Annotated in this window: 20 protein-coding genes and 2 pseudogenes; 7 read left to right on the forward strand and 15 right to left on the reverse strand. The window is 66.0% G+C overall.

What is annotated here, in order from left to right; all coding sequences use genetic code 11:
* Positions 1-78: 78 nt before the first annotated feature.
* The 7 genes and pseudogenes from IPK20_11135 to IPK20_11165 form a co-directional block, all read right to left on the reverse strand.
* The gene (locus tag IPK20_11135; protein ID MBK8017207.1) at positions 79-1323 is read right to left on the reverse strand and encodes a matrixin family metalloprotease; all 1245 of its coding nucleotides are present in this window, start codon (positions 1321-1323) and stop codon (positions 79-81) included.
* Between the two features lie 219 nt (positions 1324-1542).
* A pseudogene (locus IPK20_11140) lies at positions 1543-2377 on the reverse strand (DUF3883 domain-containing protein).
* Positions 2378-2430: 53 nt separating this feature from the next.
* Positions 2431-3357: an MBL fold metallo-hydrolase gene (locus IPK20_11145; protein MBK8017208.1), complete on the reverse strand. Its 927-nt coding sequence runs from the start codon at positions 3355-3357 to the stop codon at positions 2431-2433.
* Positions 3358-3436: 79 nt separating this feature from the next.
* Positions 3437-3766: a hypothetical protein gene (locus tag IPK20_11150; GenBank protein ID MBK8017209.1), complete on the reverse strand. Its 330-nt coding sequence runs from the start codon at positions 3764-3766 to the stop codon at positions 3437-3439.
* Positions 3767-3942: 176 nt separating this feature from the next.
* On the reverse strand, positions 3943-5034 hold the full coding sequence (locus IPK20_11155; GenBank protein ID MBK8017210.1) for a mandelate racemase/muconate lactonizing enzyme family protein: 1092 nt from the start codon (positions 5032-5034) through the stop codon (positions 3943-3945).
* A gap of 46 nt (positions 5035-5080) precedes the next feature.
* On the reverse strand, positions 5081-5827 hold the full coding sequence (locus IPK20_11160; protein MBK8017211.1) for a glucose 1-dehydrogenase: 747 nt from the start codon (positions 5825-5827) through the stop codon (positions 5081-5083).
* Positions 5828-5948: 121 nt separating this feature from the next.
* Complete coding sequence (locus IPK20_11165) at positions 5949-6431, reverse strand: hypothetical protein (protein ID MBK8017212.1); 483 nt, start codon at positions 6429-6431, stop codon at positions 5949-5951.
* 601 nt (positions 6432-7032) lie between these two features.
* Between IPK20_11165 and IPK20_11170 the strand changes: the two genes are divergently transcribed.
* From IPK20_11170 to IPK20_11180, 3 genes and pseudogenes are all read left to right on the forward strand, one after another.
* On the forward strand, positions 7033-7521 hold the full coding sequence (locus IPK20_11170; GenBank protein ID MBK8017213.1) for a hypothetical protein: 489 nt from the start codon (positions 7033-7035) through the stop codon (positions 7519-7521).
* Between the two features lie 76 nt (positions 7522-7597).
* Positions 7598-8404 carry a sel1 repeat family protein gene (locus tag IPK20_11175; protein ID MBK8017214.1) on the forward strand — a complete coding sequence of 269 codons (807 nt, stop codon included), beginning with the start codon at positions 7598-7600 and terminating at the stop codon, positions 8402-8404.
* 84 nt (positions 8405-8488) lie between these two features.
* Positions 8489-10299 (forward strand): annotated as a pseudogene (locus IPK20_11180) (ABC transporter ATP-binding protein/permease).
* 140 nt (positions 10300-10439) lie between these two features.
* On the opposite strand, the gene IPK20_11185 reads toward IPK20_11180, so the two are convergent.
* Complete coding sequence (locus tag IPK20_11185; protein ID MBK8017215.1) at positions 10440-11333, reverse strand: sensor histidine kinase N-terminal domain-containing protein; 894 nt, start codon at positions 11331-11333, stop codon at positions 10440-10442.
* 99 nt (positions 11334-11432) lie between these two features.
* Positions 11433-12110, reverse strand: a complete 678-nt coding sequence (locus IPK20_11190) for a response regulator transcription factor (GenBank protein ID MBK8017216.1) — start codon at positions 12108-12110, stop codon at positions 11433-11435.
* Positions 12111-12301: 191 nt separating this feature from the next.
* Between IPK20_11190 and IPK20_11195 the strand changes: the two genes are divergently transcribed.
* The 4 genes from IPK20_11195 to pbpG all read left to right on the forward strand — a co-directional run bounded on the left by IPK20_11195 (position 12302) and on the right by pbpG (position 19161).
* Positions 12302-13594, forward strand: coding sequence for a TolC family protein (locus tag IPK20_11195; GenBank protein MBK8017217.1), 1293 nt, complete (start codon positions 12302-12304; stop codon positions 13592-13594).
* Complete coding sequence (locus IPK20_11200) at positions 13591-14745, forward strand: efflux RND transporter periplasmic adaptor subunit (GenBank protein MBK8017218.1); 1155 nt, start codon at positions 13591-13593, stop codon at positions 14743-14745. The genes IPK20_11195 and IPK20_11200 overlap by 4 nt, the downstream gene beginning before the upstream one ends.
* A 177-nt stretch (positions 14746-14922) precedes the next feature.
* Positions 14923-18018, forward strand: a complete 3096-nt coding sequence (locus IPK20_11205; protein MBK8017219.1) for an efflux RND transporter permease subunit — start codon at positions 14923-14925, stop codon at positions 18016-18018.
* 201 nt (positions 18019-18219) lie between these two features.
* Complete coding sequence (pbpG, locus tag IPK20_11210; GenBank protein MBK8017220.1) at positions 18220-19161, forward strand: D-alanyl-D-alanine endopeptidase; 942 nt, start codon at positions 18220-18222, stop codon at positions 19159-19161.
* Between the two features lie 119 nt (positions 19162-19280).
* Here pbpG and IPK20_11215 read toward each other — a convergent pair whose 3' ends face one another.
* The 6 genes from IPK20_11215 to IPK20_11240 all read right to left on the reverse strand — a co-directional run bounded on the left by IPK20_11215 (position 19281) and on the right by IPK20_11240 (position 25838).
* Complete coding sequence (locus tag IPK20_11215; GenBank protein MBK8017221.1) at positions 19281-21251, reverse strand: hypothetical protein; 1971 nt, start codon at positions 21249-21251, stop codon at positions 19281-19283.
* Between the two features lie 50 nt (positions 21252-21301).
* Positions 21302-22405, reverse strand: a complete 1104-nt coding sequence (gene ugpC / locus IPK20_11220) for a sn-glycerol-3-phosphate ABC transporter ATP-binding protein UgpC (protein ID MBK8017222.1) — start codon at positions 22403-22405, stop codon at positions 21302-21304.
* 50 nt (positions 22406-22455) lie between these two features.
* Positions 22456-23262 carry a carbohydrate ABC transporter permease gene (locus IPK20_11225; protein ID MBK8017223.1) on the reverse strand — a complete coding sequence of 269 codons (807 nt, stop codon included), beginning with the start codon at positions 23260-23262 and terminating at the stop codon, positions 22456-22458.
* A gap of 10 nt (positions 23263-23272) precedes the next feature.
* Complete coding sequence (locus tag IPK20_11230; GenBank protein MBK8017224.1) at positions 23273-23713, reverse strand: sugar ABC transporter permease; 441 nt, start codon at positions 23711-23713, stop codon at positions 23273-23275.
* Entirely contained in the window at positions 23710-24156 is a 447-nt protein-coding gene (locus IPK20_11235) for a sugar ABC transporter permease (GenBank protein MBK8017225.1), read from the reverse strand. The genes IPK20_11230 and IPK20_11235 overlap by 4 nt, the downstream gene beginning before the upstream one ends.
* 200 nt (positions 24157-24356) lie before the next feature.
* The gene (locus IPK20_11240; GenBank protein ID MBK8017226.1) at positions 24357-25838 is read right to left on the reverse strand and encodes an extracellular solute-binding protein; all 1482 of its coding nucleotides are present in this window, start codon (positions 25836-25838) and stop codon (positions 24357-24359) included.
* Between the last annotated feature and the right edge of the window lie 132 nt (positions 25839-25970).

Below are 25970 nucleotides of genomic sequence, written 5' to 3' on the forward strand. Positions count from 1 at the left end.
ACGCCACAGCACATCGCCATACGAGCTTGGAGATAGGTCCGCACGCAAACGCCTGCCGGGTCATCGCGGACTCCCGTGTCACGCCTCGCGTCGGCGGGATCCATGCGGTCGCGCTTCGATCCCGCGTCCAGCTGCCAGCAGGTATGCGACCACGGCCGCGCACAGCAGGAGCGGCCCGCGAGGTTCGGGTACGGAGCGGGGTACGTAGTCCGTGGAGATGACTCCGCCGGCGTACGCGATCAGTCCGCTCGAAGGTCCTTGCGTGGACAGGAAGGACAGCACGCCGGACAGTGTCTGCTCCCCGAGGTAGTTCGAGTCCGCGTGAAACGCGAGATAGCGGTCGCCGCTTTCCCGGTCCTCGGCGATCCAGTCGTACAGCCCCGCCGAACCTCGCGCTGCGTAGATGGGGGCGTTGCCGACCTCCACCTGAACGTAGCTTGCCGGCAGTCCACCCAGGAACGCGAGCGCATAGGAGTACTCCCACACCTCACCGGTGCCCACGGGCAGCAGGCTGCGAATTTCCGCAGAGAGTTCGTCGGCCTCGCGAAGAAAGGCGCCGGACCGGGCGTCGACTCTCGGCGGCGTTCCGTAGATCCGGTCCAGCCCCTTGATGTCTTCCGCACCCAGCGTGAAACGTGCCGTGGACAGGGTGGCATCGAGCCGCATGACCTCGCCTTGTTGCGTGGGCGAGTAGTGATCCAGGCCTGCCACGTGGCCGAACTCGTGCATGGCGAGGTTGTGGATCATCAGCCGGGCAATCTCTTCGGTTCCGCCTTTCGGATCGGTGGGCAGGAACACGTCGGAAAGATCGATCGTGCCGGCCTTGCCTGAAGCATCCCGATCCCAGACGTTCGCAGCCATGGCACCGGTGTTTTCCCCGCCGCGTCTCCTGACGATGTTCTCGGTGGTGTCCCAGTACACGCTGACCGTGTTCTGCTTCGCCTGCAGCTTGGCCATCTCCGGATAGTCGGCCGGCTTCGGCGCGGGGTCGGCGTTGTAGCGGGTGACCTCGGCGTTGTATCGATTCCGGTCGAAGGGCGTCTGCGGCGGATTGCCCGCACGAAGCTCCAGTGTGACGCCGCGCGCGGCGAGAGCATCGCGCCAGGTGTTCAGGGCGGCCACGACCTCATCGCGCCTGCCCGGGTGCGCCGGATCGTCGGCGATGAAGACCTGGTAGGTCCGCTTGGCGAGTCTGGGATTCCCGCCAAGCTCGTTGTCGGTGGTCATCACGTAGGCGTTCGCGGCGAACGCGGCCGCCCAGAGCAGAAGAATCGACAGCAGGTGCCCTGCGCGCGAACCGCCTTTCCGGTCAATCGGATTCATCTCGTACTCCTCCAGGCAGGGGTTCGCGACACGGTGACGAGTTCACTCCGCCACGCTACCTGCTACCTTTGCGGAAATGCGCCTGCGTGAGCTTGACAGATGTCAAGGGCGGGTGCGGTCGGTCAGATGGTGTTCCGGCGATCGAGGGCGCTCGCGGTTTCCGACGAAGTGCCGAACCGACTGCCTGACTAGGAGCGTGACAGCGAGTGGTGCAGACGTCTACGCGGGTGTAGCCAGGAAGCTGACAGCCGAGAGTCGGCAACTTCGGCCAATCGCGCCCGGAAGCGTGTAAAGCCGAGGTGCGGAGCGGAAATCGTAGAGTCTGTAGATGTGGTACGCGGCGGAACGTCGCTCCGAAGTGGTGACCTCGTTTCGAGTCACGTAGAAGGGCGTGCTTGCTCCATATCTCGTTGTCTTTACCTCGATGAGCTGTTCCTCTCCATGCGCGTCGTAGGAAAGGACGTCATAGCCTGGGGTCCGGGACACGAGAAGTGTCTCGACCTTCCGGAGCGTTTCCCGGCCTGCATGAATCGCCTCGCACGCTCATAGTTGATGACGAAGATCTCTCCCGCAAGACCGAGCGAACGATTCCGCGCTTCCCTCTCGAGATAGTTGATAGGCAATCGGATCGGCGCCACGACAGGCTCCCCTGTCTTGGCAGCCATCGCAGCCGGTGAAGGTCGGTCTGACAGTATTGCCAGAATATCCTCTACTTCTGGCACCACCATCGGACGGTCTACATCGGCCTGTGCAAGTTCTTGCAGCTTGCTCGCGCTCGACATCCTTTCGGCGACTACCTCCGCCAGGATGGTCTGGTAGTTGGAACGAGGCTTGTAACCCGCGATGTAGGGAATCCCGCATCCAGCAATGCGGCACTGATATTGCAATGCTTGAATTCTATGGATGGCTCGTTCCGGTCTTCCAACCGGAGTCTGAGCGCGCGGCGGTGGGCTGCCTTGTTGTAGGGTAGTCCAGCGAGTTCCAGAGCCAGCATCGAGAAATAGTCGTCGACGATTGCTTCCACCTCTCCACGTGTCCATCCAGACTGTGCCATTCGACATTTGCCTCACGTGGATGTCCGCTTGACCGTGGACGTCTGCAATCTGTTCACCGCGCGAACCATCGCCCGTCCCCACCGCGCTCCAGGGTTCCTGCCTTCGCCAATTCTTCCATCGTGGCCAGGGCGAGATCGCTGGGCGGCGTATCGAAATAGCGGGCCGCGTACTCGGCAAAGAGCGGCACCTCGCAGAACAATGTCAGCACGTCTTCTTCGGTCATGCCCGGCCGTTCCAGCAGCGCGAAGACGAACATCACCCTGACCACGTTGCGCGCCATGCGCCGCTCGTCCTGTTCGAAGGCTGCGACACGAGACAGGCACGCTTCGATGGCTCCGTCCGCGTCCGTGAAGATGTCGCCGTGACCTGGAATGACGATCCGCGCGCCCAGCGATCTCAGGCGGAAGAGCGTGTCGCGCGCGGCGGCAAGGCGGTCGCGCCAGCCTTCGCCCGGAAGCACGATGCCGAAGCTTCGCTCCCACAGCGCATCGCCCGAGATGAGGATGCCCTCCCGGGCGCACCAGTAGACGACGGCTCCCATGTCGTGGCCGGGTGTGGCGATCGTCTCCCATTCGATGCCGCCCATCTCGATGCGATCGCCGGGGCGGATGACGTTTTCGAAATCGAAGCGCTCGGCGTGCTGCCCGGCGTAGTCGAGCCACAGCGCCCGGGTGTCCCACGCGCGGATCATCTCCGCTTCGCCCTCCGGAACCGTGATACGGCAGCCGAACGTGCGCTTGAGCATTGCGCAACCACCCATGTGATCGGAGTGCGTGTGCGTGAGAACGATGTCGTGCAGGGGGCGGCCGTCCAGGGCCCCCGTTACCCGCGTCACTGTTTCTGCCGCCGAACTCACATGTCCCGCATCGATGAGAACGTTGCGGTCCGGGCCGTACAGCAGGACATGATTGGCGCTGAGCCAGTCGCGCTGGAGGAACCGCAGCGTGCCCGGAAGACGGACGGAGAGGTGCGTTGTCACGGACAGGCCTCCGGACCCATGAAGGGGAGTGCGAGTCCCGCAGCCTGCGCGGTCGGGCCGTCAAACCGGGGCGCGGGCGTCAGAAGATGGCGTACGCGATGATGGCGCAGATGCCGCCCATGCCCGCGAGTCCGAACAGGAACAGCGAGTCGACGCACAGGCGCAGCCGCTGACGCGTACGGTGGTGGCGCGTCTTGAACGACCAGAACGCAAGGCAGACGCACAGCACGAACACGAGCGCATCGATCGCGAGCAGATCGTCCCCGACCGACTGCACGCTCGTCTGCGAGGCGATGAGGCGAAGTATGCCGATGGCGGTGAGGCACACGCCCACCATGCCCGCGGAGACGGCGAACACGTGCATCGTCAATTCGTGCTCCCGGCGGTCGGGCGGAGCGGTCTGGTCCATCCTGTCGTATCTCCGAACGCTGCAGGCGACGGCGGCCGCCGGCTGCGGCACGGCGTGGTGTGGCCGAACCGCACGCGCCGGCTCCGTGGCCGGTTCCGCAGCGGACGCCCTTGGCCACGATCGCGAAGATCGCGCGGAATCCTTTCACCAGCCTTCCGCGGCCACGCGTCGCCGGGTCAGCGGTCCCGCAGCGCCTCGAGTCCTTTCCAGTCGAACTCGATGCCGTGCCCCGGGCGGTCGGGCGCGATCGCGCAGCCGTCCCGGATCTCCAGCGGTTGGGCGATGTACTTGTCCAGACCGAAGCCGTGGGCCTCGAGATAGGAACGATTGGGAGCGGCGGCCAGCAGATGCACGGTGATGTCGTGCGCACCATGCGAGGTCACGGGCAGATTGAAGCTCTCGGCGAGGCGAGCAACCTTCATGAAGACGGTGATGCCGCCGCAATTGGTCACGTCCGGCTCCGGGAAGGTGACGCCGCCCGCGCTGATCATCTGCTGGAATTCGTAGAGCGTGTGGAGGTTCTCGCCAGTCGCGACGGGAAGACCGCCTTCGCGCACGATCCGCACGTGGCCTGCCACGTCGTCGGGAATGGTCGGCTCCTCGATCCATCCCGGGTGGTACGGCTGCAGGGCGCGCGCGGCGCGGATCGCTTCGTCAGGTGTCCAGCGCATGTTGGCGTCGACCATCAGCGGAAAGTCCTCGCCCAGATGTTCGCGCATGGCCTTCACCCGTGCGACGTCCTCGGACAGTTTCGGACGGCCCACCTTCATCTTGATCGCGCGGAATCCCTTGGCCAGGTTGTCGTCCGTCTGCGCGAGCAAGCGGTCGAGGGGGAACCAGAGGTCGATGCCGCCGGCGTAGCAGGGCACGTTGGCGTCGAAGCCGCCCAGGAGGGTCCACAGCGGCTGACCGAGCTTTCTCGCCTTGAGGTCCCACAGGGCCACATCGATGGCGGAGATGGCGAGCACCGCCGAGCCGCCCCGGCCACCGTAGTGCACAGCCCACCACATCTTGTACCAGAGCTGCTCGATGAGATCGCCGCGCTGCCCGTTCAGCACGGGTGCCAGGTCATGCATCACCGTGTGGAGCGCCGCGCGGCCGTTGGCGCCGACGGTGAAGGTATAGCCGGAACCTTCGGCCCCGTCACTGTCGCGCAACCGGACGGTGACCAATTCGAAGTGGGTCATGTCGCCGTGCGTGCTGTCGGACAGCGTCACCGGCAGAGGAATGCGGTAGAGGTCGGCGCGAACGTCCTGGATCGTGCTCATGGAAAAGCTCCGGTGATGTGTGAAGCGGGGGACGCTGTCGGCGGGGTCAGCGGCCGCCGGATACGTCGAGGATCGCGCCGTGCGTGAACGACGCGCGGTCGGAGAGCAGCCACAGAACGGCTTCGGCGATCTCGTCCGGATCGCCCACCCGGCCCAGGGGTGTGGATGCCGCCACGCGCGCCATCAGGGCATCGCCGCCCAGCGGCTCGAGGATGTCGGTGCGGGTCGTGCCGGGTCTCAGGCAGTTCACCCGGATGCCTTCGTGGCCCACTTCCTTGGCCAGGGCGACACTGAAGCTGTCCACCGCGCCCTTCGACGACGAGTAGGCGATCATGCCCGGCATGCCGCCGTAGCGGGAGGCGATGGACCCCACGTTGACGATGGAACCGCCCTGGCCGCCGTGCTTGCGGGCCATGCGGCGCACCGCCTCGCCACAGCACCAGAAGAGGCCCGCGACATTGACGCCGAATATCTGGTCCAGCGCCTTCTCGTCCATGTCTTCCACCGGCACCAGCGGTCCGGTCACGCCGGCATTGTTCACGAGGGCCGTCACGGCACCCAGCTCGCGATCGACCCTGTCGAACAGACGCACGGCTTCGCTGCGCTTTGCCACGTCACCCTGCACGGCGATGGCGCGGCCGCCGGCGGCCACGATGTCCGCCACCACGGCTTCCGCCGCTTCCTGATTGCGCGCGTAGTTGACGCAGACCGCGTAGCCCTCGCGGGCGCCCAGACGGGCGATGGATGCGCCGATGCCGCGGCCGGCGCCGGTCACCACCAGAATCCTGTTCATGTCGCTGCTCTGTTCCTTGGTCGTGTTTCAGGGATCCGCCGGGCCTGTGCCGCCGGGCGGCGGCCGAACAGGCAGGCGGAACGAATCGAAGGAGGGGCTGTCGGCCCGCTTTCCATCCGCATCAGCGGTTCGCAGCCGGGGCGCCCGGCGGCGAGGCCGGTGCCGCGCCTGGGTCCGTCGCCGTTGAGGGCGTGGCCGGTGCGGGGCTCGCAGCAGCGGGTTCGGACTTTGCCGGCGCCGGCGGCGGAAAGAGCAGGCTCGGATCGGACACCACCTTCACGTCGGTCACGAAGTACTGGGTATCGCCGAAGCAGTCGGTGGGAATGCCGATGTGCTGGTTGTAGGTGACCGTCACCCGCTGCCCCATGGAGGCGTTGATGCGCGCGGCCACGGCATCGTCCCGCACCGTGAAGAAGAACTTCTCGGCCACGGTTCCGGGCATGGTGATGAGGGCGATCTCTCCTTCCCAGGTCTTGCAGAGCCAGCCGCGATGGGAGAACTTCTGGATGTAGCCCGCGCGCTCGCCGGTGGAGTAGCTCCAAGAGATGACGAACCAGACGTACAGCGCAAAGAGCAGGGCAGGCACGATCAGGAGCCAGAACAGCCACTTCCACTTGCGTGAGCGTCCGGAAGCTTGCATGGGGTGGGGAGGCGGATGAGTTTTGGAGCCGGCTATTTGATCTTCTCCCGGTGATGCTGTCCAGTCGCGAGCGTCCGCGGCAGTCCGTGCGCCGCCACCGGATGTCGAAACGCTGTACGGCGCTTCCGATCCGCCGGCCGAAAGTCACGTGGAGCCGCGCCTCCATGGGACGCCAACAGCGGCGCCCGGCACCGATGCTTTGCGTTTCGCCCTTTCGTGACGCTCGTGTTGACGCCATGCCCCCACGGTGGACCTGTCGGCCCGAACGACAAAGGGAATCGATGGCATGCAACCTGCTGATGAACCTGCGAGTCCCGGACGGGGACGCAATGCCGCCACAGGAGGCCGCCATGACCGTGATCGCGCTGTTCGGAAAACTCCTGCATGCCGTGCTCGCCGCCGCATCCGGCGGTGCCGGCCCCAGGGTGCCGCAGGCCGTCCCTGTCCGAGTCCGAGCGCGCTCGCGGCGTCGACAGTGACGCCCGCGGCGGTGATTCCCGAGACCTGACAGAGGAGCCGGAGCCGGAGGAGTGCCCCCAGAGACCCCTGGCTGCGGATGACGTTGGTGCCCATCATTCTGTTTACCGTGACCCTTGGCGGGTTGTTGCTCGCGATCGGTTACTTCGCCTACACCACCATCTTCGGTGGACGGCTGCTCGCCAAGTGCCGAGTACCGGGCGAAGCCGTGTTCGATCTCGAGCCCCGGATGAGCCCCGTGGAAGTCTCGGCCTATCTGGGCCCCTCCCGGGGTGAACGCCAGCTGGTGAGGGTGGAGCTGGAGCGGGAGGGAAGCTGGGTCTGGACCCGCGACGTGCTTCCCGAACAGAGCCGCGGTCTGCTCGACGATGCCGTCCCGGTCGAACGTTTCCGGGTGGATGCGCCGGGGCGATACCGGCTCAAGGGCATTTCGTCCAGCGGCGCGAATGGCCGCAATGCGACAGTGGCCGCCATCCATGTCTATGCCCACGCGACTCAGCCCAAGGGCTTCGTGTACGTTCTTGCTGGCGTGATGCTCGCGGGCGGTTTCGTCAGTCTCCTGGTCGTGCTGGCCTGAGCCCGGGAATCCGCGGAGGCACTTGCGGTCCAACCTCCGTTGCCGGTTTCCCGGCGAAGACTGCCCGAGTTCCATCGTGAAGCCGTGCCCGGCCCTGCTTGCCGCCCTTTTGCCCCTTGTGTCCGGGATTGCCCTGGCCACGGACCCGCCGCGCGAGTGGGACAGCCACCTTCAGCGCCGGGACTACGCCGGCGCCCTCCGGATACTCGTGCCCGCGGCTGATGGTGGCGATGCCCGCGCAGCGGCAGTGCTGGCGGACATCCACGAGCGCGGACTCGGGGGCCGGCGGGACTACGACCAGGCCATCCGCTGGCGCAGGGTGGCTGCCGAGAACGGCGATGCGGAATCCGCCTACCGGATCGGCAACCAGTACGCGCGGGGAGACGGCGTGTCCCGCAGCGACGAAATGGCGGAACAGTGGTTCCGCGCCGCCGCCGAGAAAGGTCATCCCCAGGCGCAACTGGAGCTCTCCAAGCTGCTGGCCCGGGCTGGGGCCTCGGCCGAGGAATTCAAGGAAAGCGAGCTGTGGTATGACCGCGCACGCGACAACGGCGCCGTGGCAGCGGCACCTTTGCCGCCCCACGCGGTAGGGACTGCCGCCGAACGCGGTCCGACGTTGAGCGATCTGCGGGCCGAACGCGCGATGCGGCACGGATGGCGCCCGCGGGACCGGCGCGCCTTGCTTGCTCCCCCGCCGCCGCTCTGGGCAGATCCCTTCGGCCGACCCTACGGTGTGGTACCCGGCTGGAGTGCCGGATACGGTTACGGCGCGGGCTTCGGACATCCAGGATTGTGGGGGCCGGGCCCGTTCGCGGGATGGGGCTGGGGTTACCCCGGCACGTCACACTTCCACTTCGGATTCTCCCAGCGGCTGGGGTGGTAAGCTGCCCGGCGGGTTGAAGTTGCGCCAAGGCGCGGCGAGAGCCGCGCCTTTTGTTTTTCCGGAACGCGTCCCGATATACCCCCCATGAGTCATCACGCCCCCGCCTCTGCCGTTCATGCCCCGGTCGGCGGACCTGCCGCGCCCGCTTCCAGCGAATGGCGGGTTGTCCGCCGCCTCGTCCCCTACCTGCTGGAGTTCCGCTGGCGCGTCGCGCTGGCGCTCGCGTTCCTGGTGACCGCCAAGCTCGCCAACCTGGGCGTGCCGCTGATCATGAAGGAGATCGTGGACTCGCTCGATTCCCGCACTGCGGTGCTGGCGGTGCCGATTGCCTTCGTGGTGATGTACGGTGCGCTGCGGCTGTCGACGACGCTCTTCGCGGAACTGCGCGATGTGGTTTTCGTGCGGGTGTCCAAGCGCGCCATCCGCCGGGTCGCGCTGGAAGTGTTCCGGCATCTGCACTCGCTGAGTCTTCGCTTTCACCTCGAACGCCAGACCGGCGGAGTGTCCCGCGACATCGAGCGGGGCACGCGCGGCATCTCCAGCCTGCTGTCGTACATGCTGTTCTCGATCATTCCGGTGATCCTTGAATTCAGCCTGGTGGCGGTGGTGCTGCTCACCAAGTTCGACTGGCGGTTCACGGCGGTCACGTTCGGCGCGGTGATCGTCTACATCGGCTTCACCATCGCCATCACCGAATGGCGGATGGATATACGCCGGCGGGCCAACGAGTTCGACTCGCGCGCGAACACCCGCGCCATCGACAGCCTGCTCAACTACGAGACGGTCAAGTACTTCAACAACGAGGACTTCGAGGCAAGGCGCTACGACGAGCATCTGCGCCAGTACGAATCGGCAGAGGTGCGCAACGAGGCCTCGCTCGGGCTGCTCAACATCGGCCAGAGCTTCATCATCGCGGTGGCGGTGACGCTGCTCATGCTGCTCGCGGCGGAGGGTGTCGTCGAGCGCAAGCTCACACTGGGCGATCTCGTGCTGGTGAACGGTCTGCTGATCCAGCTCTACATACCGCTCAATTTCCTGGGCATGGTCTACCGCGAGATCAAGCAGTCGCTCACGGACATGGACAGGATGTTCCGGTTGCTCGGCCAGAACCGCGAAGTCGAGGACCGCCCGGGCGCGGTGCCCCTGCAGCTTCGCGGTGCAGGCATCGCGTTCGAGGATGTCCATTTCAGCTACGAGCCGAACCGGAAGATCCTGCACGGCGTGAGTTTCCAGGTGCCGGCCGGACATACGGTGGCCGTCGTCGGCGCGAGCGGTTCGGGAAAGTCGACGCTCGCGCGTCTGCTGTACCGGTTCTACGATGTCCAGCAGGGGCAGGTGTCGGTCGACGGCCAGGACATTCGCGGCTGCACTCAGCGCAGCGTCCGCGGCGCGATCGGTATCGTCCCGCAGGACACGGTCCTGTTCAACGACAGCATCTACTACAACATCGCCTACGGGCGTCCCGAGGCGACGCGTGACGAAGTGATCGAGGCGGCGCGAGCCGCTCACATCCATGATTTCATCGCGCGGTTGCCCGAGGGGTACGACACTCGCGTGGGCGAGCGGGGCCTCAAGCTGTCGGGGGAGAGACACAGCGCGTCGCCATCGCACGTGCCATCCTCAAGAACCCGCCGATCCTCATCTTCGACGAAGCGACGTCCGCCCTGGACTCGAAGTCGGAGAAGGCGATTCAGGAAGAACTGGCCCGCATCGCGCGCGATCGCACGACGCTCGTCATCGCGCACCGGCTGTCCACCATCGTGGATGCGGATCAGATCCTGGTGATGGAGGGAGGCCGCATCATCGAGCGCGGCACTCACCGTGCGTTGCTGGAAGCGGACGGCGCGTACGCGCAGATGTGGCGGTTGCAGCAGGAAGAAGGGGAGCAGGGCTGACTCGGACGGAGCCTCCAGGCTCCGGTCCCCCTGGTCCCGGATCAATGGAGTTGCGGCTCCTGGCCGCGGCAGATCGATTCGTTGGCCGCCGCAGGTGGCCTCCCTTTCGCGGGGACCGGAGTCTCGTTCCCCGGGACCTTCTAGGGACCGGAGGCCTGACCCTGAGGCCTCGCCTTCGGAAACGCCACCACGACTCTCGTTCCCCTTCCCGAATCGTTCCCGGTGATGGAGATCGTTGCGCCGTGCATTCTTGCGTTGTCGATGAGGTTGCCGATGAGTTCCCGGATCATCACCGGATCGCCCAGCACCGCGTGCGATCCGTCTGCCGCGGCGTACCCCAGGTCGATTCCGTGCTCGATTGCCCGAGCGATCCAATCGGCCGTGACCGAGCGCGCGAGAGGTTCCAGGTCCACGAGACCGGAAGCGCCCTTGGCCGCCTCGGAAGGGTCGACCCGCGCCAGCGACAGGAGCTGCACGACCAGGGACGACATGCGGGTTGCGGCGGTCACGATGTTCGCGACGATGGAACGCATCGAATCGGCATCGGTCGCGCGCAGCGCCGTTTCTGCCTGCGTCTTCAGTCCGGCGATCGGCGTGCGCAGCTGATGCGCGGCATCCGCGACGAACCGCCGCTGAGCGGTCAGCATCGCATCCACCCTTTCGAGCAGGCCGTTCAATGCCTGCACGAGAGGACGCACCTCGCGTGGTGCCTGCGATTCGTCCATGGGGCCCAGATCGTCCGCGGAGCGGTGCCGCAACTGGGTGGCGATCCGGGTGAGCGGATCCAGGCCCTGTTCGACGCCGATCCAGATGACCGCCGCGCCCAGCACCATCAGCAGCAGCAGCGGCGCGAGCATGCTGGCAATGATCTCGAACGCGAGCACGTCGCGCTTCGTGACCGTTTCCGCCACCTGGACGATCACGGGAATGTCCGCCGGGCGGTACGCCGCCAGCCGTACCGGGTCGCCGTTGTAGACGGCATCCGAACAGACCGGCGCGACGCCGGGCGCGGGCAGCTGAAGCGGCGCAGGCAAACCGCGGTGACCGGCGAGGCGGTGCCCGCGCTGAGAACCAGAAGACCCAGCATGGGCGCCAGCAGGCGGGCGAGCAGGCGCCCGCGCAGCGAGGCCCGCTCAGTCATTGCGTGTCGCGTTGTCGAGGAGATAGCCCAGGCCGCGGATGGTGCGGATGTTGATTCCGCCCGGCTCGAGCTTCTTGCGCAGCCGGTGGACGTAGACCTCGATCGCATTCGTGCCCACGTCGTCGTCCCACCCCGTCAGGGATTCCAGAAGCTGTTCCTTGCTCACGACGCGTCCTGCGCGCCGTGCCAGAAGTTCCAGCACGCCGAACTCGCGTGCCGAGAGGTCGATGCGCTGGCTGCCGTGGTAGACCGATCTTCCGCTGATGTCGATCATCAGTTCGCCGATGTGAAGGCGCCCGGACAACGATGGCCTCTGCCGGCGAAGCAGTGCACGCACCCGCGCTTCCAGCTCCGGCAGGTCGAACGGCTTCACCAGGTAATCGTCGGCACCCGCATCGAGACCCTTCACGCGATCCTGCAGGGCGTCCCGGGCCGTGAGCACCAGTACCGGAACGGCGGTTCCGCGGGTGCGCAGGCGCCGCAGAACCTCGAGTCCATCCAGGCGGGGCAGGCCCAGGTCGAGGATCACCAGATCGTAGGTGTACTGCTTGAGCGCTTCGTCCGCTTCGAGTCCGCTGGTGGTGTGGTCGACCGCGTATCCGTCGGTCCTCATGGCGCGGATCAGTCCGTCCGCGATGAGCGGGTCGTCTTCGGCAATGAGCAGGCGCATGGGCAGCACGGGAAAGTAAGTTCGCCGTAAGGCTAACCTGACACGATGCGGGGCGTCGAGTCAGGGAAGGTCTGAAAATGCATGCAGTGGCGACCGGGGTCCGGTAGGTGGATGACGTGAAGGCCTCGAGGTGCGAACCGCATGCGCGGATCGGCTCCTTTCCCACAGCGGCATGGTGCTGGAGGCACGTCGTGCCGCTGCTCGCGGGGCTGGCATCGGTCATGGTGTTGCCGTCTGCCGGGATGGCAGTCGATGCGGCTCCCTCGCCGGGTGCGAACAGGACCGTTCGCACCCTCTCGTTGTCCGAGGTTGTCGGCTTGGCGGCATCGCGCAATCGCGACATCGCGATCGCTCGCGGCGCGGTCTCCGCGGCGGAGGCCGACAATCTTGCCGCTCGCGCGCGGCCCAATCCCGCGCTGTCGCTGGGCACCTCCGGATTCGATCCGCGGCATCCCGGTTCCGGGTCGCTGTTCAACAAGCCGATGGACAGCGTCGTGCAGCTGTCCCAGCTTTTCGAGCGCGGCAACAAGCGCGAGCTTCGAGACCGCATCACACGCATTGGCATCGACGCGGCAAGGGACGATCTGGCGGAGACGTCACGTCGCCAGACACTGGCCGTGAGTCTTGCCTTTTACGATCTGCTGCAGGCGCAGAGCCGCGTGAGCATTGCGGACGAGACCATCGCGCTGTTCGCCAAGACCGTGGCGGCTGCGCGGCTGAGGCTCGAGGCGGGCGACATCTCGCCGACCGATCTCTCAAGAATCAAGGTGGACGAGCTTCGCGCACAGAACGAGCGGCGCATTGCGATGACCGATCGCGATCGCGCCCGCGAGGTTCTCGCCTATCTCATCGGGGAGCAGGCGCCCGACGTGTTGCTGGCGGCGGAGGACGCGTGGCCGTCGTATGCCGCGGGAGCGGGTGACGAATCGACGTTGGACGAAACGGCGCTCGACGAGCGGCCGGACGTCCGCGCGGCGCGCCGGCGGGTCGATGCAGCCGATCGCGCGCGGGAACTGGCCAGGGCGTTGCGCACGCGAGACATCACCGTGGGTGTCCAGTACGAACGCTACCCGACACAGATCCAGAACAACACGATCGGGGTCGGGGTGAGCCTTCCCCTGTTCCTCAACTACGGCTTCGAGGGCGAGGTCCGCCGGTCCGAGGCGGACCGTCAGATCGCCCTCGATTATCTCGAGCGCACGCGTTCCGCGGCGCTCGCGGAGCTGAGACGTGCCGGAGCGGAACTGACGGGGGCCCGGGATCGGATTCGCCGTTTCGACGACGAACTGCTCAAGCAGGCGGTCAGGGCGGCCGACGCCGCCGAATTCGCCTACAGGAACGGCGCGCTGGGGGTGCTGGATCTGCTGGATGCCCGCCGGGTGCTGTACGCGACGCGCGTCGACGCCGTGGATGCACGTGCCGACTACGCCCGCGCCCTCGCGAGCTGGCAGGCCGCCAGGCAACAGACCGGGAGTGTCCGATGACGCGCGGCAAGCTCTGGGGATCGGTGTCCGCCGTCATCCTGGTCGTGTCCGCGGCGGCGTGGACCCTGCCGCGCATGTCCGGCGAACCGCCCGCCGCACGGCCTCAGCCCACCGCGCCGTCCGAATCCAACGGCACCACCTTGCGATTCCCCGCAGGCGCCCCCCAGCTCGCCTTTCTCCGGACGTCCGACGCGATACTGGACGCCGAGCCCTTGCTGGAGGCGCTTCCCGGAAGGATCGCCTACGACGAGGACCGGACCGCGCGGCTCGGCGCTCCCATGGCAGGAAGGGTGACACGCATCGCAGCCACGCTGGGCACGCGGGTGCGCCGCGGTGATCTTCTGGCCGTGATCGCGTCGCCCGAATACGCGCAGGCCGTATCGGATGTCCGGCGCGCCGAGCTCGAGGCGAGACACAAGGGACAGGCGTTCGATCGGGCACGCGTGCTTTTCGAGGGCGAGGTGATGCCCAGACGTGAATTCGAATCGCTGGAGACCGATCTCCGCGAAGCGGAGGTCGAACTCGGTCGCGCGCGCCGCCGGCTTGAATTGCTGTCGTCGGGCGGCCCGGCGGAGAACGGCGAGCTTCCCATCCGTGCACCCCTTGCCGGCGTGGTGACGGAGCGTTCCATCAATCCGGGGACCCTGGTGGGGCCGGACACGGCGGAGCCCCTGTTCGTGATCTCGGATCCGGAAAACCTCCGGGTGGTCATCGATGTGCCGGAGCAGCACATCGGGGTGCTGCGCACCGGCCAGCACGTGAGCGTGGAGGTGGATGCCTACTCCGGTCGCCGATTCGACGCCACCGTCGTGTACGTCGGGGACGTCCTCGACCCCGCTTCGCGTCGCATCCAGGTGCGTTGCCGGATCGACAATGCCGGCCGGCTGCTCAAACCGGAGATGTACGCGCGCGTCACGCCCGTCATGGAGGCGCAATCTCCGCGCGTGCGGGTGCCGATCGCGGCCATCGTCACGGCAGGGGTCAACAGCTACGTCTTCGTCGAGACACGGCCGGGGCAGTTCGAACGGCGTCAGGTGACGGCGTCCACGCAAGGCCGGGAATTCGCCTATCTGCGCTCCGGCGTGGCGGCCGGCGAGCGGGTGGTCGTGAGCGGCGCATCGCTCCTGAATTCAGAGTTGCAGGGGAGCTGATGCCCGCCGCGTCCGGGACTCCTGCGATGCCGGTTCGCCGTCTGGCAGGCCATCGCGAGCGGGACGGCTGCGCTGCGGGAAGGCACCGCCGTTCCTGGGAGCCGCCAGACCTGCGGCCCGGTACGCGGATCCTCGGCGGCCCGGGCATCGCGCCCGGACGAACGAGCGCCCGATAACGTGCTCGAGAAGTTCGTCACCTTTGCGCTGCAGCAGCGCCTTTTCGTCGTGGTCGCGGCGCTCGTCGTCGCGATCGCCGGCGGATTTGCCTGGATGCGTCTGCCCATCGAGGCGTTCCCGGACGTGCAGGATGTGCAGGTGCAGATCGTCACGCCCTATCCGGGACAGGCGCCCGAGGAGGTGGAGCGTGCCGTGTCCGTGCCGATCGAGCGGGAGATGAGCGGTGTGGCAAGGCTCACCCAGGTGAGGTCCGTCTCCATCTTCGGCCTGTCGGTCGTGACGGTCACCTTCGCCGACAACACCGACGACTACTTCGCACGCCAGCAGGTGCTGGAGAAACTCCAGGGGATTTCGCTGCCGCCCGGTGTCACTCCCACCCTGGCGCCTCTCACCAACGCGGTCGGCGAGGTGTATCGCTACGTCATCCAGGCGCCGCCCGGCATGCCGCTCACGGAGGTGCGTGCGGTGCAGGACTGGGTGATCAGGCCCGCACTGAAGCGTCTGCTGGGCGTGGTGGAAGTCGTGAGCGTGGGCGGCGGCGTGAAGGAATACCAGGTGCGCGTGGACGCGCAGTCGTTGCGCAAGCACGGGGTGACGCTCGACCAGGTCACCGAGGCACTCTCGGCAAACAGCGGCAATGCCGGAGGCGGTCTTCTGCGCCGGGGCGACGAGGCGCTCGTCGTGCGTTCGCTGGGACTGTTCCGCACCGTGGAGGACATCGGCCGCGTCGTGGTGGCTTCCCGTCAGGGCGTTCCCGTCCTCGTCTCGGACATCGCCGAGGTGGGCGTGGGTCAGCGTCCGCGCTCGGGCATCGTCGCGTTCAACGGCGCCGACTCCGTGGTGCAGGGCATCGTGCAGATGACCAAGGGGCAGAATGCGAGCCTTGTCGTGCAGACGCTCAAGCAGGGCATCCGCGAACTGGAGCCCCGGTTGCCGCCGGGGATGAAGCTCGTTCCCTACTACGACCGCACGGAACTGGTCAGCCACACGGTGCACACGGTGACCGAGAATCTTGCCGTGGGCGCCGTGCTGGTCGTCGGCGTACTTCTGATGTTCCTGCGCAACTGGAGAGCCGCGGCGATCGTCGCGTGCGTCATTCCGCTGTCGCTTCTGTTCGCCTTCATCCTCATGGACCTGAAGGGAGTGTCGGCCAATCTCATCTCGCTGGGATCGGTGGACTTCGGCATCATCGTCGACAGCGCGGTGGTGCTGGTCGAGGCGCTCATGGTGAAGCTTGCCGCGGACGAGCCGCATGCCCACGCCAACGCTTCCGCGTGGCGCGTGCACGTGCTGCGCAATACCGCCTGGTCGATGGGGCACCCCATCCTCTTCTCCAAGGCGATCATCATTCTCGCCTTCCTGCCGATCTTCACGTTCCAGCGCGTGGAGGGAAAGATCTTCGCGCCGATGGCCTACACGCTGTCGTTCGCGCTGGCCGGCGCCATTCTGCTCACGCTCGCCCTCGTTCCCGCGCTGCTGTCCTACGCAGTGCGCTCGTCCGACATGGCGGAAAAGCACAGCAGGTGGATGCAATGGTTGCGGGGCCGCTATTCGGCTTCGCTCTCGTGGGCATGGCGCCGGCGGCCGGCCGTCATCGTGTTCAGCGCGGCGGTCCTGGTGGCCACGCTCTTCGCTTCGACCCGGCTCGGCAGCGAGTTCCTGCCGAAACTGGATGAAGGCAATCTCTGGCTCACCATCACGCTGCCGCCCTCGACGGCGCTCGACCGAACCAAGGAAATCGAGCGCACGGTGCGTGAGATCCTGCGCAGCTATCCGGAGGTGAACAACGTGGTGAGCCAGGTCGGCCGGCCGGACGATGGCACCGACCCCAAAGGCCCGAACAACATGGAGATCATGGCGGACCTCAAGCCGCGCGCCTCGTGGCGGTTCGACTCCAAGGAGGCGTTGGTCGCGGACATGTCGCGGCGCATCCGCGCGATGCCCGGCGTGCCGACGAACTTCTCGCAGGTGATCGAGGACAACGTGGAGGAGGCGCTCTCCGGTGTGAAGGGCGAGATCGCCGTGAAGATCTTCGGGCCCGACCTGGAGATCCTGGAGGACAAGGGTGAACAGGTGGCGGCGATTCTGGCCGGCATCGCAGGAAGTACCGACGTCGCGGAAATCCGCGTCGGCGGGGCGACGGAACTGGCGGTCACGCTGGACCGCGAGAAACTGGCGCGGCTGGAAGTCAACGTGGCGGACGTCAATGAGGCCGTCGCCACGGCGATGGGGGGAGCGGTCGTGAACGCATTCCACGAGTCCGGGCGGTCCTTCGACGTGACTGTCCGTCTCGCCGAGTCCTACCGGCAGGCTGTCGACGATGTGTCCGAGGTACCGGTCATGCTTCCCGGCACCCGTCAGACGCTTCCGTTGGGAGAAGTCGCCAGCATCGAAGTGCGGCAGGGCGCGGCGCGCATTTCGAGGGAAGCAGGAGGCCGCACCGTCGCGGTGAAGGCCAACCTCCTGGGTCGGGATCAGGGGACTTTCGTGGCGGAAGCCAGACAGGCCGTGGCGGCCAGGGTCCGGTTACCACCCGGCTATTCCCTCACCTGGGGCGGCCAGTTCGAGAACCAGCAGCGCGCCGTCGCCCGGCTCAAGGTCATCGTGCCTCTGTCGGTGCTGGGGATCTTCGTGCTCCTTTTCTGGGCCTTCCGGTCGATGCCGGTGGCTCTCCTGGTCCTGGCCATGGTGCCTTTCACCATGGTGGGGGGTGTCGCCGCACTTGCGATCGCGGGCATGCATCTGTCGATCTCGGCCGCGGTCGGCTTCATCGCCGTGGCCGGCATCTCCGTCCAGAACGGCGTGATCATGGTCGAGCGCTTCCTGGAGGGCTTGCGGAACGGGGCGTCGGTGGAAGATTCCGTGCGGGAAGGGGCGGCCGAACGGCTGCGCCCGATCATCATGACCGCCCTGATGGCGGGGCTCGGGCTGCTCCCCGCCGCCTTGTCCCACGGCATCGGTTCCGAAACCCAGCGGCCTTTCGCGCTGGTGATCGTCGGTGGAATCGTATCCGCCACGGCATTTACCTTGCTTTTGCTGCCCCTAGCGTTTGCAGCGATCGCCGGGAAGTTGGTGGCGGAGCGGGCGCGTGAATGACGCCGAGCCCACCCAAAAGGCGAGAAATTGTCTTCGGACACTGGGCTTAGTCACTGATTTTTGGTATTTTGCGTTTGTCGCAGCCGTGGCTGTTCCGGGTGTTCCGTCCCCGGTCATGCCCTCAAGCGCGACCTGACTGAACCGATATTTCAGGGATTGCGGCCCTGTTTTGGTGCCGCCCCATCGTTTTCGAGGGATCAAATGCGCAAGTTGGTGGCCTGGTGTGTGTCGGCGCTCTTTGCGGGAACGCTCTCGCAAGCGGCGGCGGCATGGGAGCCCGGAGGCACGCCTCCCCGGCTCGAATCGAATTCCGTGATCGTCGTGGACCAGGAGCAGGGGGCCTCGCTCTACGCCAAGAATCCGCAGGCCGTCATGCCGATCGCGTCCATCACCAAGCTGATGACGGCCATCGTCGTCATGGATGCCAAGCTGCCGCTGGACGAGGAACTCGAGATCTCCTACGAAGATCTCGATTTCATCAAGGGTACGCGCTCGCGTCTGGGCACAGGCACCGTGCTCACGCGAGGCGAGATGCTCAAGCTGGCCTTGATGGCGTCCGAGAATCGTGCGGCTTCCGCGCTGGGCCGCAACTACCCGGGTGGATTTCCTGCCTTCGTGGCGGCGATGAACAAGAAGGCGCGCGAACTGGGCATGCGGGACACCCGATTCGTCGATTCCACCGGATTGCATCCGGAAAACGTTTCCACGGCTCAGGACCTCGTCAAGCTCGTGGAAGCCGGTCTCAAGCATCCGCTGATTCGCGAATTCACGACGTCCGAGTCCCACTATGTTTCGCTGGAGGGGGGCGCCCGCAACCGCGTGCTGACCTTCAACAATTCCAACGGCCTCGTGCGGGCAGGCACCTGGGACATCGGCCTGTCCAAGACCGGTTACATCTCCGAGGCGGGGCGTTGCCTCGTCATGCAGGCGCAGATCGCCACCAAGCCGGTGATCATCGTTCTGCTGGATTCGTGGGGCAAACTCTCCCGCATCGCCGACGCCAACCGCATCCGCAACTGGCTGGAAATCGAGATGGGCGTTCGCGACCCGCAGCCGGTACGAGTGCGTGCGACCGGCCCGCGTGTCCACAAGTATCTTCGTTCGCGTCACGATGGCCGGCGGGTGCATACGCGCCGGATGTGATCGCGACGAAGCGGGGAATCACGTCAGCCCCGTGACCGGATGAAAAAAAGAACGCCGCACTTTCCCGTGCGGCGTTTTCGTTTCCGGACCCGGCGATTCGTGCGCGCCCGCGCCGCACTTCAATCGTTCAGGCAGATCCATGCAACGCCGTAAGAACCCAGCGTGACCCGGCCATGGGCGAGGGCACGATAGCGGCCCTGGAACTTCGCTGGCTGTGTGACGGCCGTATCGAAGCTCCCTTCATCGAGCACGCTGCAGAACGCCTGCCTGCCCTCCGTTCCCGTCAAATCGATCGACTGCCGGGACGAGGTGAGGTTGGCCAGCCACAGCAGCGTCGCGCCTGGCACCTTGACCGCATGACATTCCACCGCGCTGCGGTCGGAGGATTCCACCGACACGAGCTTCGAGCCCGACATCCGCATGAGGCTCGAGACGGCGTGATAGGCGGGATAGACGACGGCGCCGGCATCGTCGAGTCCGGGCTGCGCGTAGTCTGTCCTGCGATAGATGACGCCGAGCGGGCCGGTCGGTGCGCCGAGGGTGATGGCGCCTACCTCGGCGCGGCACAGCGTGGCCACGTAACCGGTGATCCATGCGGCGCCGAAGAGGCCGCGCATCCGCGGGTCCATCTTCGCGAGGCAAACGCGCTCGTTGCCGGGGTTGGGCGTGAACGTCTCGCCGTGCGGGTTGTCGCGGCAGCCGATTGCGCTGGGACCGACGCGATGCTCGATCTTGCCGATGGTGGCGCGAGCCGTCGCGATCTGGAACGGCAGCGCCTCCAGCGTTTCCATCACCGAGCGGTCGTCCGACGCGTGCACGATGGGACATGTCGTGTTCATGATGAAATCGAGCGCATCGATGGGCGGGCGCTTCCGGTTCAGTTCCGTGAAGAACGACAGCATCCCGCCGCCCAGCTTGATGCCCGGGAAAGCCTTTCGAGCGGCGGCATACAGGCCGGGAAGCGGTGGTGCAGGAGGCCGATCGCCGCCGGGGAGAACGGACTTGAGATCGCCCACGGGGCAGACGGCGATCGCGTCGAGCGCCAGCCCCGACTGCCGCACCATCGACGCGAGCCGCTCAAGTTCCCCGGCGTAGTCGTCGAGGCCGGCCACCACGATCTCCAATACGGCGGCGGCCCCGGTCTGCTCGGCGACAAGACGCAAGCCGTACAACTCGGCGAGACCATGCCCGGCGCGGGGATCGTGCTGACCCACCAGGATGCGCGGCTTCGCGGCACGCAGCAGCGGCAGCGCCTTGACTGCGTGCTCCAGTTCTTCCGCAGGCAGGCCCAGTCCCACGGGAGGCATGGTCCGGCGGGTGACACCGCCCACGGCGACCTGGACGCTCGCCGCGCGTCTTGACCCGGCAGCCTTCGGAACCCGCCCGCTCAACGTGACCTTGATGCTTTGCCTCACGGTCTCGCCCGCCTTGAGCACGTAGGGCCAGGGCAACGCAAGGGGACGCACGTAGGTCTTGAAGCTGGCGTCCGTCCAGTTGCGGTGATCTTCCATCTCCCAGGTGTCGCCTTCCATGCGCACCGTGGCTCTCACGCCGGGCATGAACTCGTGCGAGAGCGCGCGGATGTGCAGGAAGGGTTGCACGGGATTCACGTTCTTCGGGAAGACCGAGCGTTCGACCGTGCCGTCGACGTGTTCCACTTCCACCTTGTTGCCGACCACACCCTGCAGCGGGTGGAGCACCACGAAGCCGGTACGCGCCGTGAGGAAGTCCGTGACAGGCGTGGCTTCGCCGACGAACTCCAGGTTCCCGGCAGCATCTCCCGCAATGGCCACGTCGAACGCGATCTCCTGCGGACCGTCCTTGCAGACGGCGTGGTAGCGCACGTTGAAGCCGTCCTTGCGCTGATCGACGACAAGATCGCTCAATGCCGGAACGTACGTGCCCCAGTTCCTGTCGCGCACGAGAAAGGAGACGGCCCGCAGCACTTCGACACCGTTGACGCGCACATAGCGGCACTGGCCATTGTCGAATTCCACCTCGGCCGGCCCGGCGCGCAGGATCCGGCCGGGCGTGTCGGGCTGCGTCGTTCCCACGAGCTTGATGTCGCGGCTGACGGCACTGGCTGTCATGATCGGTTTTCTCCTCGTGTTCGATGAATGGGAAAGGCCGGATTCGAATCTCAGCCCGAGATCACGCGGTCGGTGGCCGCGTCGATCAGGACGGTGCGATTCATGTCGATGACGAGCTCGATGCGCTCACCGGGAGCGGAGACGTCGTGCGCCTGCAGTTCCGCGACCGCCTCCACACCGCCAAGCTTGAACGTCCCGTACGTCCGCGAGCCGGTCGGCTGCACGAGATCGATCACCGCGGGGCAGGGGGCAAGCCCCGGGCGCGGATCGCGGCCGGCGCGGCTCAGATGTTCCGGGCGCACCCCGAGCAGCATGTCCTTGCCCTGCCATTCGCGCAGTCCCGCCGCGCGGTGGGCAGGGACAGCGAATGACGATCCCTCGGCGGTACGTGCGCTGACGGTGTCGGCTTCCGCAACGATGCTCACCGGAATGAAGTTCATCGACGGCGAACCGAGGAACCCCGCCACATAGCGCGTCGCAGGGCGCTCGTAGAGGTCCAGCGGCGCCCCTTGCTGCTCGATGCGGCCTTCGCGCAGCAGCACGATGCGATCGGCCATGGTCATGGCCTCGATCTGGTCGTGGGTCACGTAGATCATCGTCCTGCCAAGTTCCTGATGCAGACGCTTGATCTCGCCGCGCATCTCGTCGCGCAACTGGGCATCGAGGTTGGACAGAGGTTCGTCGAACAGATAGAGGCGCGCGTTGCGCACGATGGCACGGCCGATGGCCACGCGCTGCAGCTGTCCTCCGGAGAGCTGGCGCGGGTGCCGATCCAGAAGGTGGCCGATGCCCAGCATCTTCGCGGCCCGCTGCACCTTGGGATCGATCTCCGCGGCAGGCGTCCTTCGCGCGCGCAGTCCGAAGGCGATGTTGTCGTAGATCGACATGTACGGGTACAGCGCGTAGTTCTGGAACACCATCGCGATGTCCCGGTCCTTCGGCGCGAGATCGTTCACTCTCTGTCCGCCGATCTCGATCGTTCCTTCGTCCGCCTGCTCGAGCCCTGCGATGGTCCGCAGCAGGGTGCTCTTGCCGCAGCCGGACTGGCCTACCAGCACGGTGAACTCCCCGGCGGGAATCTCGAGGTCGATGCCCTTCACCACGTGGAGGGAGCCGTAGTACTTCTGGAGTGCCTGGATCTTGAGGTCAGCCATTTCTTGGGGATCGAGGGGCGTTGGACATGATCATGGCGCCGTGCGGGGAGCTATCCTTTCACCGCGCCCATGGAGATTCCGCGCACCAGATAGCGCTGCATGAATCCGACGACGACGAACACCGGCAGCGTGCCGAGCACCGACATCGCGGCGATCTTCCCCCAGAAGTTCGACTGGCTGCCGAAGTAGTGGGTGACCTGCACCGTGTAGGTCGTGACCTCCGTGCGCGTGAGCACGAGCGCGAAGATGAAGTCGTTCCAGGCGAAGACGAAGGTGAAGATCGCGGTCGCGAACAGTCCGGCACGCGACATGGGAAACACGACCTTCCAGATCACCTGCCAGCGGGAGCAGCCGTCGACCAGCGCCGATTCCTCCAGTGCGAGCGGAATGTCCAGGATGTAGCCCCGCATCATCCAGATCACGTAGGGGAGATTGAAGGCCGTGTAGAGAAGTATCAGCCCCAGGTAGGTGTCCACGAGACCGAAGTACACGTAGAGCAGGAACAGCGGGAAGACCACCGCGATCGGAGGCACCATCCGCTGGGAGAGGATCCAGTTCGCGAGATTCTCGCCGCCCGTGCGGTGCCGGGCCATGCTGTACGCGCAGATCGTCCCCAGGAACATCGCCAGGACCGTGCTCGTGCCCGCGACGACAAGGCTGTTCCACACCGTCGTGGCGTCGCCGTCCTTGAACAGCACCAGGTAATTGGCGAGCTGGAACGATTCCGGCCACCACACCGGCGGGTAGGAGTAGATCTCGTCGGCGGTCTTCACCGAATTCATGAAGAGCCAGTAGATCGGAAACAGAAAGAAGGCGGTGACGGCAATGGCGGCCGCGAGACGCAGGGCAGTCTTCATGGGGAGGTCCTCATCGCGACAGCTGCACGCGCTTCAGCAGCAGCGTGATCACGACGGTGAGCAGCACGATGATGAGCAGGGCCACGGCGGCCGTGTAGCTGGTCTCGAACTGCTGGAAGCCCTTCACGTACGTGAAGATCGAGATCGTCTCCGTCATCGTGCCCGGGCCGCCCTTCGTGAGCGCCCAGACGATGTCGAAGAGGCGGAAGAGGTCGAGCCCGCGGATGAGGATCGCCACGGCCATCACGGGCCAGATGGCGGGCAGCACGATGCGGAAGAACGTCCGCCAGAAGCCGGCGCCATCGATCGCAGCCGCTTCGAGCTGGGACTTGTCCACCGCCGAGAGCGCAGCGAGCAGCAGCAGGAACATGAACGGCGTCCACTGCCAGATCTCCGCGGCCAATATGGCGGGGTAGACGAGATCGGGACGCACGGTCCAGAGGATCGTCACCTCGTGGCCCGCGAACCACCCGATGATCTGGTTGATGGGACCGAAGCGGTTGTCCAGCAGCAGGGAGCATGTCGCCCGGAGACGATGGGCGAGACCACCACGGGCAGCACGAGCAGGGCGATGAAGATCTGCCGGCCAGGCAGACGTTCGATGAAGAGCTGTGCCATCGCGAGTCCCAGGATCAGTTCGAGCGGCAGGGCGATGGCGGTGAAGGTGAGCGTGTGCAGCAGCGACTTCCACAATCGCGCATCGTCGAAGAGAGCGCGGTAGTTCATCAGGCCCTGGAAGGCCGTGTCGTTGTCGGTCATGGTGATGGCCTGAAAGCTCACCATCAGCAGATAGACGAGGGGAAACACGCCGATCAACAGCAGGATGAAGATCGACGGTGCGACCAGCGAATAGCGGAATGCGCGATCTCCGCGGCGCCGCGCGGCGATGCTCATGGCCGATCCCGGCGGTCGCCGCGGCGGGCCGCTCGATGCGTGGGCAGGTCCGTGGCGGACATGCGGACTCCGGACTGGGGGAAAGCGAAGGCGGGTGCGTGAACACCCGCCTCCGGGTCGATTCGAATCGCGTCCGGGCTTCGATTCCGGATGCGGGACGCGGCCTCCGGCTTCCTGCCGGACGGCCGCGCCGGCTCAACTCACTTCGGGTAGGCGCCGCCCTTCGCGGCCCAGGCGTTGTAGACCGCCTTCTGCTTGTCCACGCCGACCTTCTGCGTGATGGCATCCCATTCCTTGGCGATGTCGTCGAGGATCTTCTTCGCGTCCTCGCCGGCCCACAGGCGGCTGATGCCCTGGCGCAGCGCTTCCTCGTACTTGTCGGTCTGGATGAGGGACAGATCCAGCAGGCCTGTCTTGGATCCCGCCTGAAGTGCCGCAAGGTATTCCTTCGCTTCCGGCCAGAGTTTCTGATAGCCCGGGTTGGTGAAATGCGAATTGCGGAAGGGATCGCGCAGGGCGTAGGGCAGTTGCACGCGCTGATTGGAGATCTCCTCGCTGTTCAGCCACTGGATGAACAGGTAGGCGGCTTCCTTCTGCTTGCTGGAAGAGGCCACGGAAAGAGCGAAGCCTGCCGCGAGTTCCGGATGTCCGCCAGGCGGCATCGCGTAACCCACCTTGCCCGCCACCTGCGACTTCGGCACCCAGTCGAGCGCCTTCTCGTTCGCAAGATAGCCAGCCGCGAAGCGTCCGTAGGGCGGCCAGGAGATGGTCATCGCGCTCTCGCCTTTCACGAACGTGGCGAGGTTGTCGACGAAACCGAACTTCTCGACCCCGGGCGGCATCCACTTGTTCTCGGCGACCCAGTCGGTGAACACCTTCACGCCCGCGGGCGAATTGATGGTGGCCTTCATGGTGTTGCCGTCGAAGAACTTGCCGCCCTCGTTGCGGAAGCGCTCCTGGAACAGGAAATTGCCATAGCCGGCTTCGCGGAACATCGCGGCGCCGTAGGTGCCCTTCGACTTCAGCTTCTCGGTAAGGAACGAGCCGATCTCGCCGAACTGCTTCCAGGTCTTGGGCGGGGCGAGGTCGTACTTGTATTGCGCCTTGAAGTCCTTCTTGAGAGCGGGATCGGCGAAGATATCCTTGCGGTAGTACATGACGAACACGTCGCCGTCGTCCGGGAAGCCGTAGATCTTCCCGTTCACGGTCATCTGGTTGTCGCGGTAGGTCGGCGCGATGTTCTTGAGTTCTTCGCGGTAGCCGTACTTGTCCACGAACGCATCGAGGGGCTCCAGCGCGCCGGCCTGCACGAGGTCGGGCATCCACGCGGGAATCACGTTGAGGGCGTCGTAGGCGCCCGTCCCCGCGCGGTACTCCTGCATGATCTTGGTGAACATCTCGGCTGTCGGCACCTCGACGACCTTGACCTTGCACCCGGTGGCCTTCTCCCACATCGGGCCGGAGAAGTTGAGAGGATCCAGCGACTGCAGGCCCGCCTCCCAGACGATGGTGATGGTCTTGCCGCCTTGACACAGCGGCTTGGCGGCATCGACCGCCCGCTGGGCGGCGCTCGCTGCGGCAGCGGCGGAGCCGGAACTCAGGAACAGGGCCGTGGCCGCAACCGGCAGCACGGTTTTCGCGATCGCGGTTGCGATGCGGTGGGGCTTCAGTCCAGCGCTCATCGAGAAAAACTCCTCCAGTGATTTGTTGGCTGGCTCTCGGCCGGGGCCGGAGCGTTTGTTGGTTTGAAGCAGCAGCACGATCTGCCGTGGCGGCAATGCGGATCGGGCACACACGCAGGCGGCATTATGGGA

This window comes from Betaproteobacteria bacterium (genome assembly GCA_016713305.1).
Classification (GTDB): domain Bacteria; phylum Pseudomonadota; class Gammaproteobacteria; order Burkholderiales.

What these genes read in the sequence shown, in the direction of transcription:
- IPK20_11150 (MBK8017209.1), bottom strand. Translation starts at nt 3,766, where the DNA reads ATGGACCAGACCGCTCCGCCCGACCGCCGGGAGCACGAATTGACGATG.
- IPK20_11235 (MBK8017225.1), bottom strand. Translation starts at nt 24,156, where the DNA reads ATGAGCATCGCCGCGCGGCGCCGCGGAGATCGCGCATTCCGCTATTCG.
- IPK20_11160 (MBK8017211.1), bottom strand. Translation starts at nt 5,827, where the DNA reads ATGAACAGGATTCTGGTGGTGACCGGCGCCGGCCGCGGCATCGGCGCA.
- IPK20_11190 (MBK8017216.1), bottom strand. Translation starts at nt 12,110, where the DNA reads ATGCGCCTGCTCATTGCCGAAGACGACCCGCTCATCGCGGACGGACTG.
- IPK20_11225 (MBK8017223.1), bottom strand. Translation starts at nt 23,262, where the DNA reads ATGAAGACTGCCCTGCGTCTCGCGGCCGCCATTGCCGTCACCGCCTTC.
- ugpC (MBK8017222.1), bottom strand. Translation starts at nt 22,405, where the DNA reads ATGGCTGACCTCAAGATCCAGGCACTCCAGAAGTACTACGGCTCCCTC.
- IPK20_11240 (MBK8017226.1), bottom strand. Translation starts at nt 25,838, where the DNA reads ATGAGCGCTGGACTGAAGCCCCACCGCATCGCAACCGCGATCGCGAAA.
- IPK20_11155 (MBK8017210.1), bottom strand. Translation starts at nt 5,034, where the DNA reads ATGAGCACGATCCAGGACGTTCGCGCCGACCTCTACCGCATTCCTCTG.
- IPK20_11135 (MBK8017207.1), bottom strand. Translation starts at nt 1,323, where the DNA reads ATGAATCCGATTGACCGGAAAGGCGGTTCGCGCGCAGGGCACCTGCTG.
- IPK20_11215 (MBK8017221.1), bottom strand. Translation starts at nt 21,251, where the DNA reads ATGACAGCCAGTGCCGTCAGCCGCGACATCAAGCTCGTGGGAACGACG.
- IPK20_11200 (MBK8017218.1), top strand. Translation starts at nt 13,591, where the DNA reads ATGACGCGCGGCAAGCTCTGGGGATCGGTGTCCGCCGTCATCCTGGTC.
- pbpG (MBK8017220.1), top strand. Translation starts at nt 18,220, where the DNA reads ATGCGCAAGTTGGTGGCCTGGTGTGTGTCGGCGCTCTTTGCGGGAACG.